The sequence below is a fragment of the Bradyrhizobium sp. CCBAU 11361 genome, assembly GCF_028128935.1.
In the GTDB taxonomy this organism is placed as follows: Bacteria; Pseudomonadota; Alphaproteobacteria; order Rhizobiales; family Xanthobacteraceae; genus Bradyrhizobium; species Bradyrhizobium niftali.
The window spans coordinates 221,614-235,633 of the sequence record NZ_LBJZ01000001.1 but is presented as its reverse complement, the minus strand read 5'-3'; the positions used below and the strand labels follow the sequence as shown (position 1 = coordinate 235,633).

The window sequence follows — 14,020 nt, the reverse complement described above, 5'->3', positions numbered from 1 at the left end:
CAATGATTGGCCGGCATCACGGCATTACTGGGAGGACTTAATGGATCGCAGGACCGTATTGAAGGGACTGGCTGGCGCGAGCGGTCTGGCATTGACGGGTGGCCTTTCGGCCCCGGCGATCGCCCAGGGCGCAGCGGGGCGCACCCTGCGCTTCGTGCCGCAGGCCAACCTCGCCAATTTCGACCCGATCTGGGGCACGCAATATGTCGTGCGCAACGCCGCGGCGATGGTCTGGGACACGCTTTACGGCGTCGATTCATCGCTCCAGCCGCAACGTCAGATGGTCGAGTCCGAGGAAGTCACCGACGACGGTATGACCTGGACGTTCAAGCTCCGATCAGGGCTCAAATTCCATGACGGCGAGCCGGTGCTGAGCAAGGACGTCGTCGCGAGCCTTGTGCGCTGGTCGGCGCGCGATCCGATGGGGCTCATGATCAAGGCGCTCCAGCAGGAGTTGACCGCCGTCGATGACCGCACCTTCAAGTTGGTGCTCAAGCAGCCCTTCCCGAAGCTGCTCTATGCGCTCGGCAAGAACAACTCGCCGTGCGCCTTCATCATGCCGGAGCGGATTGCGCAGACCGATCCGTTCAAGCAGATCACCGACTATGTCGGCTCCGGGCCGATGAAGTTCGCCAAGGGCGAATGGGTGCCCGGCGCGAAAGCGGTGTTCGAGAAGTTCGCCGACTACGCGCCGCGTCAGGAAAAGTCCTCGTGGCTTGCCGGCGGCAAGCAAATGCTGGTCGACCGCATCGAGTGGGTGGTGATGCCGGATCCGGCCACCGCGGCTGCCGCGTTGCAGAATGGCGAGATCGACTGGTGGGAGAATCCGATCGCGGACCTCGTGCCGGTCCTGAAGAAGAACAAGAACATCAGCGTCGATATCGGCGATCCGCTCGGCAATGTCGGCTCGTTCCGCATGAACTTCCTGTATCCGCCCTTCAACGACGTGCGGGCGCGGCGCGCGGTGCTGTTGGCGCTGAGCCAGGAAGACTACATGCGCGCGATCGTCGGCGACGACACCGCGCTCTGGAAACCGCTGCCGGGCTACTTCACGCCGGATACGCCGCTCTACACGGAAGTGGGCGGTGAGATCCTGAAGGGCAAGCGCGATCTCGACGCGGCCAAGAAGCTGCTCGCCGAGAGCGGCTATTCCGGCCAGCCGGTGACGTGTCTCGTGGCGCAGGACCAGCCGATCACCAAGGCGATGGGCGATGTGACCGCGGACCTCCTGAAGAAGCTCGGCATGAATGTCGATTTCGTCGCGACCGACTGGGGTACGGTCGGCTCCCGTCGTGCGCAGAAGACGCCGCCGGGACAGGGCGGCTGGAACATGTTCCACACCTGGCATGCGGGTGCGGACTGCATCAATCCGGCCCCGTACACCGCCATTCGCGCCAACGGCGACAAGGCCTGGTTCGGCTGGCCCACCAGCGCCGGCACCGAAAAGGAGGTCACATCCTGGTTCGAGGCCAAGAACCTCGACGAGGAAAAGGCCACCATCAACCGCCTCAACAAGGCGGCGATGGATGACGTCGTCTATGCGCCGACCGGCTTCTTCCTGAGCTACACGGCGTGGCGCAAGAACGTCTCCGGCATCACAAAGGGGCCGTTGCCGTTCTTCTGGGGCGTATCGAAGTCCGCATGATCGTGCACTGAAGTCAGATGCTCTCCTACATCCTCCGTCGCATCGTCGCGACCTTGCCGGTGATGGCAATCGTCGCGCTGTTCGTGTTCAGCCTGCTTTACATCGCGCCGGGTGATCCGGCCGTGGTGATCGCGGGCGATCAGGCAAGCCCGGAGGATGTGGAGCGCATCCGCCAGAGCCTCGGTCTCGACCGGCCGTTCCTGATCCAGTTCGGAAGCTGGGTCTGGCGCATCCTGCACGGCGATCTCGGCACCTCGATCTTCACCAATCTGCCGGTCTCGACGATGATCGGGCAGCGTCTCGGACCGACGCTGTCGCTGATGATCGTCACGCTGCTGCTCACGATCGTGGTCGCGGTGCCGCTCGGCGTGGTGGCGGCGTGGAAGGCCGGCAGCCTGATCGACCGCGTCATCATGGGCTTTGCCGTGTTCGGCTTCTCGCTGCCCGTCTTCGTGGTCGGCTACATGCTTGCCTACATCTTCGCGCTCGAACTGGAATGGCTTCCGGTGCAGGGCTACACGCCGCTTGCCCAGGGCTTTTGGCCCTGGCTGGAGAATTTGATTCTGCCGGCGGTCGCGCTCGGCTGCGTCTACATCGCGCTGATCGCGCGCATCACCCGCGCCACCATGCTCGAGGTGCTGCAGCAGGACTATATCCGCACCGCGCGGGCCAAGGGGCTCGGGCAGGGCGGCATCCTGTTTGTTCACGCGCTGAAGAACGCGGCGGTGCCGATCGTGACCGTGATCGGGATCGGCATCGCGCTCCTGATCGGCGGCGCGGTCGTCACCGAAAGCGTGTTCGCGATTCCCGGCCTCGGCCGGCTCACCATCGACGCGATCCTGCGCCGCGACTATCCCGTCATCCAGGGCATCGTGCTGCTGTTCAGCTTCGTCTACGTCCTCGTCAATTTGATGATCGACGTCATCTATACGCTCGTTGACCCGAGGATCCGCTATTGACCGACACCACCGTCAATCCGCAATCGCTTCCGGCCGGGTTCGTCCTCGCGCCGCAACTGCCGGAGATCCTTCGGCCGGTCAAGATCCGGCGCGGCTTCATCGGCTTTCTGCGCGGTCATCCGACGGTCGCCATCGGCGGCGCGCTGCTGCTGATGCTGGTCCTGATCGCGATCTTCGCACCTTATCTCGGAACGGTCGATCCGACCGCGCTCGCGCCCGCCAAGCGCACGCGTGCGCCGTCGGCGGACTACTGGTTCGGCACCGACGTGCTCGGCCGCGACATCTATTCGCGCGTGCTGTTCGGCGCGCGGGTCTCGCTTACGGTCGGCCTGTCCGTTGCGATATGCGCGTCCGCTATTGGCCTTGCGATCGGCATCGTCTCCGGCTTCGTCCGCTGGGCCGACGGCATCCTGATGCGCTTCATGGACGGCCTGATGTCGATCCCGCCGATCCTACTGGCGATCGCGCTGATGGCCTTGACGCGCGGCAGCGTCGGCAACGTCATTCTGGCCATCACCATCGCCGAGATCCCGCGCGTCTCGCGGCTCGTACGCAGCGTGGTGCTGTCGCTGCGCGAGCAGCCCTACGTGGATGCGGCGGTGGCGTGCGGCACGCGCACGCCGATGATCATCCTGCGTCATATCCTGCCCAACACGCTCGCGCCCATGCTGGTCCAGGCGACCTATATCTGCGCCAGTGCCATGATCACTGAGGCGATCCTGTCCTTCATCGGTGCCGGCACGCCGCCCACCATTCCGTCCTGGGGCAACATCATGGCCGAGGGCCGCGCGCTGTGGCAGGTCAAGCCCTATATCGTGTTCTTTCCGGCGGCCTTCCTGTCCGTCACCGTGCTTGCCGTGAATCTGCTCGGCGACGGCCTTCGCGATGCGCTCGATCCGCGCATGGCCAAGAGCCTCTGATGTATCGAGGCTGATCACCATGGCGTTGCTCGAAGTCGAGAACCTTCAGACCCACTTCCGGACGCCCAGCGGAATCAACCGCGCGGTCGACGGCGTGTCCTTCCATGTCAACGAAGGCGAGACGCTCGCCATCGTCGGCGAGTCCGGCTGCGGCAAGTCGGTGACCTCGATGTCGCTGATGCGGCTGATCCCGGAGCCGCCGGGCAGGATTGCCGGGGCGATCCGCTTCGCGGGCAGGGACCTGCTCAAACTATCCGATCGCGAGATGCGCGCGATCCGCGGCAACGACATCTCGATGATCTTCCAGGAGCCGATGACGAGCCTCAATCCGGTCCTGACCGTCGGCCGCCAGATCCGCGAGACGCTGATGATTCACCAGGGCCTGGACAAGCAGGCCGCCGAAGCGCACGCGATCGAGATGCTGACGCTGGTCGGCATTCCCGAGCCGAAGCGGCGCGTGCGCGAATATCCGCACCAGCTCTCCGGCGGCATGCGCCAGCGCGTGATGATCGCGGTTGCGCTGGCGTGCAATCCAAAACTTCTGATCGCGGACGAGCCGACCACCGCGCTGGACGTGACCATCCAGGCGCAGATCCTGAAGCTGATGCTCGACCTCAAGAGCCGGGTCGGGGCTGCGATCATCCTGATCACACATGATCTCGGCGTCGTCGCCGAGATCGCCGAACGCGTCATGGTGATGTATGCCGGCCGCAAGGTCGAGGAGGCGCCGGTCGCCGAGCTGTTTCGCTCGCCGCGGCATCCCTATACGCAAGGTTTGCTCGGCGCCGTGCCGCGGCTTGGCTCGTCGCTGACAGGCACCGCGAGACGGCTCGCCGAGATTCCCGGTCAGGTGCCGGATCTCCGCAAGCCCATCACTGGCTGCGTCTTCGCCGGGCGCTGTGCGCTCGCGACCGATCTCTGCCGCCAATATGCACCGGGGCTCGAAGAGAAGGCGCCTCGCCACGTCGCCGCCTGTCACTACGCGGCCAAGGGAGCCGTCGCGGCATGAGTCCTCCTCTGCTCCAGGTCAACGACCTCAAGAAGCATTTTCCGGTCAGCAAGGGTCTGTTCGGGCGCAAGTCCGAATGGGTCTATGCGGTCGACGGCGTGTCCTTCGAGATTGCGCGCGGCGAGACGCTGTCGCTGGTCGGCGAGTCCGGCTGCGGCAAATCGACGGTCGGCCGCGCCATCCTGCGGCTGTTCGACATCACTTCGGGCCAGGTCATCCTCGACGGCCAGCGTATCGACGACGCGCATCCGAGCACGATGCGCCAGATGCGTCGGCGCGTGCAGGTCGTGTTCCAGGATCCGTTCTCCAGCCTCAATCCGCGCATGCGCGTGCGCGACATTCTCGCGGAGCCGATCCGCAATTTCGGCCTCGCCAAATCCGCGGAAGATCTCGAGGTGCGCGTCACGGCGCTGATGGACACCGTTCGTCTGCCGCGCGAGGCGCTGAACCGCCGGCCCCACGAATTCTCCGGCGGCCAGCGCCAGCGCATCGGGATCGCGCGGGCGCTCGCGGCCGAACCCGAGCTGATCGTCTGCGATGAGGCGGTCTCCGCGCTCGACGTCTCGGTCAAGGCGCAGATCGTCAATCTGCTTCAGGACCTCCAGCAGAAATTCGGCCTCGCGCTGCTGTTCATCAGTCATGACCTCGCCATCGTCGAGCACATGACCCATCGCGTCGCGGTGATGTATCTCGGCAAGATTGTCGAGGTCGCGCCGCGCCGGGAGATCTTTGCCGCGCCAAGGCATCCCTACACCAAGGCGTTGCTCTCGGCGGTACCGCTGCCCGAGCCGGGTGCCCAGCGCAACCCGATCATTCTCGGCGGAGACGTGCCGAGCCCGATCAATCCGCCGAGCGGATGCCGCTTCCACACCCGTTGTCCGTACGTGTTCGACCGTTGTCGCACGGAAGAGCCGCAGCTCCGTGCCGCCGAAGGCGATCAATGGGTGGCGTGCCATTTGGATGCATTGCCGGCGGGATGAGTCCCGGGAAACGGCGTCAGCCCATGGCGGTCAGGGCCCGGCGGATGGCGGTGAAGATGTCGTTGATCTGCTCCTCAGTGATGATCAAAGGTGGCGAGACCAGGAGCGTATCGCCGCTGCCGCGGATCAGGATGCCGTCCTCATAGCAGCGGCTGGCGCACTCAGTGCCGCGCGCCCCCGGTGCGCCCTCGCGCGGCTTCAGGTCGATTGCGGCCAGCAGCCCGATGTTGCGGATGTCGATGACATGGGGAAGGTCGCGCAAGCCGTGCGCGTGGTTTTCCAGAACCGGCGCGAGGCGGTGCGCCCGCCCGAACAGGTCGAGATCCTGGTACACGTCGAGCGCGGCAAGACCCGCCGCGCAGGCGAGCGGATGGGCCGAATAGGTGTAGCCGTGGAACAGCTCGATCGCGTTGTCCGGCCCCTGCATGAGCGCGTCGTAGACCTTGCCGCTGACGATGACGCCGCCCATCGGCACGGCAGCGTTGGTCATGCCCTTGGCGCAGGTGATGAGGTCGGGCGTCACGCCGAAGGCGTTGGCGCCGAATGCTGCGCCGAGGCGTCCAAACCCCGTGATCACCTCGTCGAAGATCAGGAGAATGCCGTGCTGGTCGCAGATCTTGCGCAGCCGCTCGAGATAGCCGACCGGCGGCGGCAGCACGCCGCCGGAGCCGGTCACGGGTTCGACGATGACGGCGGCAACGGTCGAGGGATCGTGCACTTGCAGCAGCTTTGTCAGCTCGTCGGCAAGATGCGCGCCCCATTGCGGCTGGCCCCGTGAGAACGCCATGTGCTCCGGATCATGCGTGTGCGGGAGGTGGTCGACTTCAGGGAGCAGCGGGCCGAAATCCCTGCGGTGGCGGACGATGCCGCTCACCGACAGGCCGCCCCAGCCCATGCCGTGATAGGCCTTGGCGCGCGAGATGAAGCGGATCCGGCTGGCCTCGCCGCGGGCGCGGTGATAGCCGCGCGCGATCTTCAGCGCGGTGTCGACCGATTCCGAGCCCGAATTGGTGAAGAAGACATGGTCGAGCCCCGCGGGCGCGATCTCGGTGATGCGCCGGGCAAGCTCGAAGGCGGCCGGATGGCTCATCTGGAACGAGGAGACGAAATCGAGCTTCGCCGCTTGCGCCTGGATCGCATCGACGATGCGCCGCTGCCCGTGTCCCGCGTTCACGCACCACAGCCCCGCCATGCCGTCGAGAATGCGCCTGTTGTCATCGGTGACGTAGTGCATGCCCTCGGCGGCGACGAAGATGCGCGGCTTCGACTTGAATTGCCGGTTCGGCGTCATCGGCAGCCAGAACGGCTCCATGGCCTCGCGGGTGAGGGGGCTGTTGGAGGAAGCGAAGGCGCTCATGGGCATGACAACTCTTGTACGTGTTCAGGAGGATTTTGACGGAGCGGAATTGGCGGGGCTGCGTTTGAGCTTGGCGGCGCCTTCGAGATGCCGGCGCAGCAGGGCGGCGGCGGCCTCGTTCTGGCCGGCTTCGAGCTGGTCGAGGATGGCGAGATGCTCGCGGCAGTTCACGATCACGCGCTCATGGCCGAAGGTCCAGTCGTAGTTTCCGAAGCGCCGCAGCCGGTTCTGCTGCTGAACCGCGACCAGCAGATAGCGGTTGCCCGACGCGGCGGCGAGGCCTTCGTGAAAGGCCGCGTTCATCTCGTAGAGCGCGATGCTGACCGTGTCGCTCCACGGCATCGCCAGCATCTCCTGATGACGGCGGCGCATCTCGGCGGCCCATGCCGGATCGAGCTGAAATCCTGGTTCGAGCAGGCCCGCAGGCTCGATCAGCAAACGGTAGCGATAGCTTTCGTCGCGCGCCTGTGAATCTGCGAGGGTGGGCTGGAAGCGCCAGCCATGTCCCGGCTTGCGCTGGACTGCGGCAACTTCGGCAAGCCTGGTGAGGACGCGCTGCACGATCGGCCGCGTCGCATCGTAGCGCTGCATCAGGTCGCGTTCCGAAACCTCATCGGGCAACCGGCCGGCGCGGCGATCGCGCGCGATGGCGAGGAACAACCGGTCGGTATCGTCGGGGCTTGGCTTCGGCGGCGTCTTGTGCGGGGCAGGTGTGGTCTCGGCGACGAAATAGCCGCGACTGGCGCCGGCGTGGACGAGCTTACGTCGTGCCAGGAACTTCAGCGCGGCGCGCACCGGCGTGCGTGAGACCTGGAGGCGCGCGGCCAGCGCAACTTCGGCAAGACGTGTTCCGGGTGCGAGCTGTTCGCTCCGGATCAGGTTCATGATCCCGGCGGACAGTTCGCGCTGAAGACGGCTTGGGGACGCTTTTTCCAAGGTCGATTTCGAGGCTGAAGATTTTTGTTTCATGTCATCACAAAATACATTAGGCTTCGCCGGAAGGCAAAAGGAACTTCAAGAAGGAATTTGGCGTCCCATGGTCGAGCCCTTTCCCCTCATCGAAATCTCCGGTCCTCCGCGCGAGCGTGGACGTCAGTACGGGCAGAAGGCGGCGGGCCGGATCAAGAAGGGGACGACCCATTACTTCGCGCAGTTGAAGGAGCTCTCGCTCGATGCGAAGGGCGTGGCCGCGCTGGTGCGCGACTATCTGCCCGTCATCGAGGCGTTCGAGCCGAGCTATATCGAGGAGATGCGCGGCATCGCCGAAGGCGCCGACGTTCCGTTCGAGGACGTCGTCCTGCTCAACGCCCGCACCGAGATCATCAAGCTTGCCAACCCGGCCATCCGCGCGCGGCTGAAGACGCCCGACGAGCCCGACGGCTGCACCGGCGTCGTTGCGCTGCCGGCGGCGACCGCCAATGGTCGCCTGATCCATGCCCAGAACTGGGACTGGAAGCGCGAATGCGCGGAGACCGCGGTAGTGCTTAGGGTGCGGCGCGATGACGGTCCTGATCTCATGACCTTCACCGAGGCCGGCGCCCTCGGTCGTTGTGGCTTCAACGCTGTCGGGATCGCGATCACCGCGAACTATCTCCAAAGTGACCGTGATTATCGCCAGGTCGGCGTGCCGCTGGCGCTGATCCGGCGCAAGGTGCTGGAGCAGGAGCATCTCGCGCTCGCGATGCGTGCCGTCTATTGCACCAGGAAGTCGGCGGCCAACAACATGATCGTCAGCCATCGCGAGGGCGTGGCGATCGATTTCGAATGTGCGCCGGATGAGACCTTTCAGGTGCATCCGCAGAACGGCCTGCTGGTGCACGCCAATCACTTCGTGAGCCCGGTTGCGCTCGGCAAGCTCAAGGACGCCGGCATCCAGGATACGCCTGACAGTCTCTACCGCGACATCCGCGTTCGCGATCTGCTTCAGCCGCACATCGGCAGCATCACCTTCGACACCGTCAAGAATGCGCTGTTCGACGAGTTCGCCTATCCCTGGTCGGTGTGCCGCCCGCCGCGCCGCAACCTCAGCAACAATCTCAGCGCCACCGTGGCGATGATCCTGATGGAGCCGGCGAGCGGGCTGATGCAGGTGGCGCCGCTGCCGGCGCTCAATCGCGAGTTCACCAGCTACCGGCTCGAGATCGACGAGATCGGGCGCGCCGCGTTCGAGCGGTCGGCCGCGGCGGGGGCGGCGTGATGCGGCGGCGTCGGCCATCGCCGGTATGGGCGGTTGGTCTCGCCGCCTTGGCCCTGCTGGCCATGCTGGGGAAGGCCGGCGCTGAAACCTTGCTGCGGACGCGGCTCAACGCCGATATCCGGTCGACCGATCCCGGTACCAATCGCGATGCCAACACCGACGGCGTGATCGCGCATGTGGTGGAAGGGCTGGTCGCGTTCCGCGACGATACTTCGATCGGCCCGATGCTGGCTGACAGCTGGAGCGTTTCGAGCGACGGCAAGACCTACACGTTCCGCCTGCGGCAGGGCGTCAAGTTCCACAATGGTGCGACCATGACCGCGGATGACGTGGTGTGGTCGCTGAAGCGCTGGCTCGACCCGGCAACGCAATGGCGCTGCCTGTCCGAGTTCAGCGCCACCGGAATCGCGCTGATCGAGAAGATCGAGGCGCCGGACCCGCAAACTGTCGCCATCACGCTCGATCAGCCGAGCGCCTTGTTCCTCCCCACTGTGGCGCGGCCCGATTGCGGCCAGACCGCGATCATTCACCGCGACTCCGTCGGCGCGGACGGCAAGTGGATCGCCCCGATCGGCACCGGCCCGTTCAAGCTCGCCGAGTGGAAGCGCGGACAATATGTCGATGTCGTCCGCTTCGACGGCTACGTCTCGCGCAGCGAGCCGCGTAACGGCTACACCGGTGCCAAGGACGCCAAGGTCGATCGCGTGCGTTTCAACGTGATCCCGGACAGCTCTGCCGCGAAGGCGGGGCTGCTCAGCGGCTCGCTCGACGTCATCATGAGCCTATCGATCCCCGATCTCGAGGAGCTCAAATCGCGTCACGAGGTGCAGCTCAGCATCACGCCCGCGCTCGGCCTCACCGGCATCCTGTTCCAGACCAAAGACCCGTTGCTGAAGGACGTGCGCATCCGCCGCGCCATCGCGCTGTCGATCGACACCGCGCAGATCGTCGATGCCGTGATGATGGGCACCGCGCGTCCGAACAATTCCGCGCTGCCGCTCGGCAGCCCGTTCTATAGCGAGGCGCAGTCGCACGGTTATGCGCAGAATATCGCGGAAGCCAAGAAGCTGCTGCTGGAGGCCGGCTACCGCGGCCAGCCGGTCAAGATGATCACCAACAAGCGCTACAGCTTCGTGTTCGACTCCTCCGTGCTGGTGCAGGCGATGGCGCAGACCGTCGGGATCAATATCGAGCTCGAGGTGATGGACTGGGCGGCGCAGCTCGATCGCTACAACCGCGGCGACTACCAGTCGATGGCCTTTACCTATTCGGCGCGGCTCGATCCCTCCTTGAGCTTCGAGATGCTGACCGGGCCGAAGGCGACGCAGCCGCGCAAGGTCTGGGACAATCCGCAGGCGCAGGACATGCTGCGCCAGTCGATGATGATCGACGATCCCGCGAAGCGGCAGGCGCTGTTCGACGACATGCACAAGCGCTTCATCGCCGACGTGCCGATGATCGTGCTGTTCAACGGCGCCGAGCTGACGGCGCTGCGCAAGGGCATCAAGGGCTATGCCGGCTGGCTGTATCCGCAGCCGCGGTTCTGGGGTGTCACGGTCGAGTAGGGCGGCGCCATGTTGGGTTACCTCGCAAGACGGCTGGCCATGACGATCCCGACGCTGCTGCTGGTCGCGATCGCCGTGTTTGCGCTGGTCCGCCTCATCCCCGGCGATCCCGTGCAGGTGATGCTCGGCGATGCCGCCGACCCCGCGCAGGCGGCGCAGCTCCGCATGCAGCTCGGGCTCGACCAGCCGATTCCGGTGCAGTTCATGCACTGGATCGCCAAGCTTGCGGCCGGCGATTTCGGGCACTCCATCACCAACAATCTCGCGGTGCTGCCGCTGATCCTCGACCGGTTCCAGGTCAGCGCGGTCATCGTGCTGGTGGCGGTTGCCGCGGCCGCCTGTATCGCCGTCCCGGCCGGTCTCGTTGCGGCCTGGAAGCAGAACAGCCTGCTCGATCTCTCCGTCGTCGGCGGGGCCACGCTGCTGCTGTCGATCCCGAGCTTCTGGCTCGGCCTGCTGTTGCTGCTCCTGTTCGGCCTCAAGCTGAAATGGCTGCCGGTGATCGGTTATGTGCCGTTTGCGGAGAACTTCTGGCAGGCGGCGACCTTCATCGTGCTGCCGATCGCGACGCTCACCATGGTCGAGATCGGCGTACTCACGCGCATGGCACGTGCCGCCTCCATCGAGGTGCTCAGGCTAGAATATGTCACGCATGCGCGCGCCAAGGGCGTACCGGAATGGCGCGTGCTTGCCCGGCACGTCCTGCCCAACGCGTTCGCGCCGACCTGGACGCTGATCGGCCTCGTGCTCGGCCATCTCCTCGGCGGCATCGCCGTGATCGAGACCGTGTTTACTCTGCCCGGCCTTGGCCGGCTCCTGGTCGATTCGATCTTTGCACGTGACTATCCGGTGGTGCAGGGCTGTCTGCTGTTCACTGCCGTGATCTACGTCGTGGTCAATTTGATCGTCGATCTTTGCTACCCGCTGTTCGATCCCAGGGTGACGGTGGCATGAGGATGCGCGCCAACACCGCAATCGGCGGCGCGTTGATGGCGCTCCTGCTCGGCGCGGCCGTCACCGGAGCCTTCTGGACGCCGTTCGATCCGCTGCGCATCAATTTGCGCGCGCGGCTTCAGGCGCCGTCGCCCATTCACTGGCTCGGTACCGACGAATTCGGCCGCGACGTGCTGAGCCGCATCATGGTCGGCGCGGGCGCCAGCGTCGTGATTGCGCTGGTCACGGTGATGCTGGCGATTGCGGCCGGCATGGTGATCGGCTGCACGGCCGGTTACATCCGCGGCTGGGTCGACCGCGTCATCATGGCGGTCAATGACGCGCTGCTCGCCTTCCCCGGCATCCTGCTGGCGCTGGCCGTGATGATCGTGGTCGGCGCCAACAAGGTCGGGCTCATTCTGGCGTTGGGTCTTGCCTATATCCCGTCGGTCGTCCGCGTGGTGCGTGGCACGGTGCTATCGATCCGCGAGAAGGAGTATGTCGAGGCGTCGCGCGTCATCGGCAATTCCGAGGGCTATTCGATGATCCGCCATGTGATGCCGAATGCGATTGCGCCGGTTGCGGTGCTCGCAACCAGCATGTTCGGCTGGGTGCTGCTGGCCGAGAGCGCGCTGAGCTTCCTCGGCCTCGGCGTGCCGCCGCCGGCACCGACCTGGGGCAACATGCTGGCGGCGAGCCGTCCGTTCATGGAGACGGCGGCCTGGCTCTCGATCGCGCCGGGCCTCTGCATCGCGCTGACGCTGCTCGGCATCAACCTGCTCGGCGATTCCTTGCGCGATCGCCTCGACCCCAGGATGGCGCACGGATGACGCTGCTGTCGGTCGAGGATCTCCGTATCGAAGTATCGGCCAGCAAGGCCGTGATCGTGGAGGGCGTCTCCTTCGCGGTCGAGCGTGGCGAGTTCCTCGCCGTCGTCGGCGAATCCGGCAGTGGCAAGACGGCGGCCGCGCGCGCCGTGCTCGGCCTGCTGCCATCAGGTCTTCGCCAGGCTGGCGGCCGGATCGTGCTCGACGGCATCGACCTCGCCAGCGTCTCTGCGCGACAGATGCGGGCGCTGCGCGGGCCGACCGTTGGCATGGTGTTCCAGGAGCCGATGGTCTCACTCAACCCCGCCATCAGCGTCGGCGCGCAGATGGCGGAGGGGCTTGGCCTGCATGAGCGGCTTGGCAAGCGCGAGATCCGGCGCCGCTGCCTCGATATGCTCGCGCGGGTTCAGATCCGCGATCCCGAGCGGACCTTTGATGCCTATCCGCACGAATTCTCCGGCGGCATGCGCCAGCGCATCATGCTCGCCTCGGTGATGCTGCTGAAACCGAAGCTGCTGATCGCGGACGAGCCGACCACGGCGCTGGACACCCTGACCCAGCGTGAGGTGCTCGACCTCATGGTCGGGCTCGCCCGCGATCACGGCACGTCGGTGCTGCTGATCACCCACAATCTTGGCCTTGTGTCGCGTTATGCGCAGCGCGCGCTGGTGTTGCGCCAGGGCAGGATGGTCGAGACCGGAACGACGCGGCAAATCCTGTCCTCGCCGCGCGAAGCCTATACCAAACGGCTGGTCGAGGCCTTGCCGCGCCGCGGCACCACGACCAAGGCGCGGCAGGCCGGCGAACCCCTCGTCAGCGTACGGGGCCTCAAGGTCGGCTTCGCCGGGCGGCAGCGATTGTTCCGGCGCGATGCCGGCGTCCCGGCCGTCAACGGCGTCGATCTCGACATCGCCGCCGGCGAAACGGTTGCGGTGGTCGGCGGCAGCGGCTCGGGCAAGACCACGCTCGGCCGCGCCATGCTGCGTCTCATTCCGACCTCGGGCGGAGAGATCAGGTTCCGGGGCAGGGACGTCACGTCAAGTGTCGACCGCGACTTTCGCCTCGCCTCGCAACTGGTGTTCCAGGATCCTTATTCCTCGCTCGATCCACGGATGCGCGTCGGCGAGATCGTCGCCGAACCGCTGCGCCACGTGCCGCAGTTGACGGCGAGCGAGCGCGACAGGCGCATGGAAGCGATGCTGGAGGAGGTCGGGCTTGTGGGCCTCGGCAAGCGCTGGCCGCATGAATTGTCCGGCGGTCAGCGCCAGCGGATCGCGATTGCGCGTGCCATCGTGCGCGAGCCGGCCTTCGTCGTGGCGGACGAGCCGGTCTCGGCGCTCGACATGACCATCCAGGCCCAGGTGCTGAAGCTGTTCGAGCGGCTCCAGGCGCAATACGGCTTCGCCTGCCTGTTCATCAGCCATGATCTCGCCGCCGTCGAGCAGGTCGCCGACCGGGTGGTGGTGATGCAGGGCGGGCGGATCGTCGAGCAGGGATCGCGTGACGAGATCTTCGATCGTCCGCAGCATGACTACACCAAGGCGCTGCTCGCGGCCGCGCCCGTGCTGGACTTTGCTGGGGCGGCAACTGCGCGCGCCTCGGGCTAAGCGGGATCTTGCGTATGAAGC

12 protein-coding genes are annotated in these 14,020 nt (G+C 65.8%); 10 read left to right on the top strand and 2 right to left on the bottom strand.

What is annotated here, in order from left to right; genetic code table 11:
• Positions 1–40: 40 nt before the first annotated feature.
• From XI08_RS01020 to XI08_RS01000, 5 genes are read left to right on the top strand one after another with little or no spacing between them, the layout of a single operon-like run.
• Positions 41–1,645 carry an ABC transporter substrate-binding protein gene (locus XI08_RS01020; RefSeq protein ID WP_271572967.1) on the top strand — a complete coding sequence of 535 codons (1,605 nt, stop codon included), beginning with the start codon at positions 41–43 and terminating at the stop codon, positions 1,643–1,645.
• 17 nt (positions 1,646–1,662) lie between these two features.
• Positions 1,663–2,604: an ABC transporter permease gene (locus XI08_RS01015; RefSeq protein WP_027548944.1), complete on the top strand. Its 942-nt coding sequence runs from the start codon at positions 1,663–1,665 to the stop codon at positions 2,602–2,604.
• The gene (locus tag XI08_RS01010; RefSeq protein ID WP_027548943.1) at positions 2,601–3,524 is read left to right on the top strand and encodes an ABC transporter permease; all 924 of its coding nucleotides are present in this window, start codon (positions 2,601–2,603) and stop codon (positions 3,522–3,524) included. Before XI08_RS01015 ends, XI08_RS01010 begins: the two co-directional genes overlap by 4 nt.
• 19 nt (positions 3,525–3,543) lie before the next feature.
• Positions 3,544–4,533, top strand: coding sequence for an ABC transporter ATP-binding protein (locus tag XI08_RS01005; RefSeq protein WP_027548942.1), 990 nt, complete (start codon positions 3,544–3,546; stop codon positions 4,531–4,533).
• Positions 4,530–5,513 carry an ABC transporter ATP-binding protein gene (locus tag XI08_RS01000; protein WP_027548941.1) on the top strand — a complete coding sequence of 328 codons (984 nt, stop codon included), beginning with the start codon at positions 4,530–4,532 and terminating at the stop codon, positions 5,511–5,513. The genes XI08_RS01005 and XI08_RS01000 overlap by 4 nt, the downstream gene beginning before the upstream one ends.
• A gap of 16 nt (positions 5,514–5,529) precedes the next feature.
• Here XI08_RS01000 and XI08_RS00995 read toward each other — a convergent pair whose 3' ends face one another.
• Complete coding sequence (locus XI08_RS00995; RefSeq protein WP_271572966.1) at positions 5,530–6,870, bottom strand: aspartate aminotransferase family protein; 1,341 nt, start codon at positions 6,868–6,870, stop codon at positions 5,530–5,532.
• Between the two features lie 24 nt (positions 6,871–6,894).
• Entirely contained in the window at positions 6,895–7,806 is a 912-nt protein-coding gene (locus XI08_RS00990) for a GntR family transcriptional regulator (RefSeq protein WP_271572965.1), read from the bottom strand.
• Positions 7,807–7,906: 100 nt separating this feature from the next.
• Here XI08_RS00990 and XI08_RS00985 point away from each other — a divergent pair, with 100 nt between their 5' ends.
• From XI08_RS00985 to XI08_RS00965, 5 genes are read left to right on the top strand one after another with little or no spacing between them, the layout of a single operon-like run.
• Positions 7,907–9,067 (top strand): C45 family autoproteolytic acyltransferase/hydolase, encoded by a 1,161-nt coding sequence (locus XI08_RS00985; RefSeq protein ID WP_271572964.1) that lies wholly within the window; start codon positions 7,907–7,909, stop codon positions 9,065–9,067.
• Complete coding sequence (locus XI08_RS00980; RefSeq protein WP_271572963.1) at positions 9,067–10,632, top strand: ABC transporter substrate-binding protein; 1,566 nt, start codon at positions 9,067–9,069, stop codon at positions 10,630–10,632. The genes XI08_RS00985 and XI08_RS00980 overlap by 1 nt, the downstream gene beginning before the upstream one ends.
• Before the next feature lie 9 nt (positions 10,633–10,641).
• Entirely contained in the window at positions 10,642–11,586 is a 945-nt protein-coding gene (locus XI08_RS00975) for an ABC transporter permease (RefSeq protein WP_271572962.1), read from the top strand.
• Positions 11,583–12,395, top strand: coding sequence for an ABC transporter permease (locus XI08_RS00970; protein WP_271572961.1), 813 nt, complete (start codon positions 11,583–11,585; stop codon positions 12,393–12,395). The genes XI08_RS00975 and XI08_RS00970 overlap by 4 nt, the downstream gene beginning before the upstream one ends.
• Entirely contained in the window at positions 12,392–13,999 is a 1,608-nt protein-coding gene (locus XI08_RS00965) for an ABC transporter ATP-binding protein (RefSeq protein ID WP_271572960.1), read from the top strand. Before XI08_RS00970 ends, XI08_RS00965 begins: the two co-directional genes overlap by 4 nt.
• Positions 14,000–14,020: the final 21 nt, after the last annotated feature.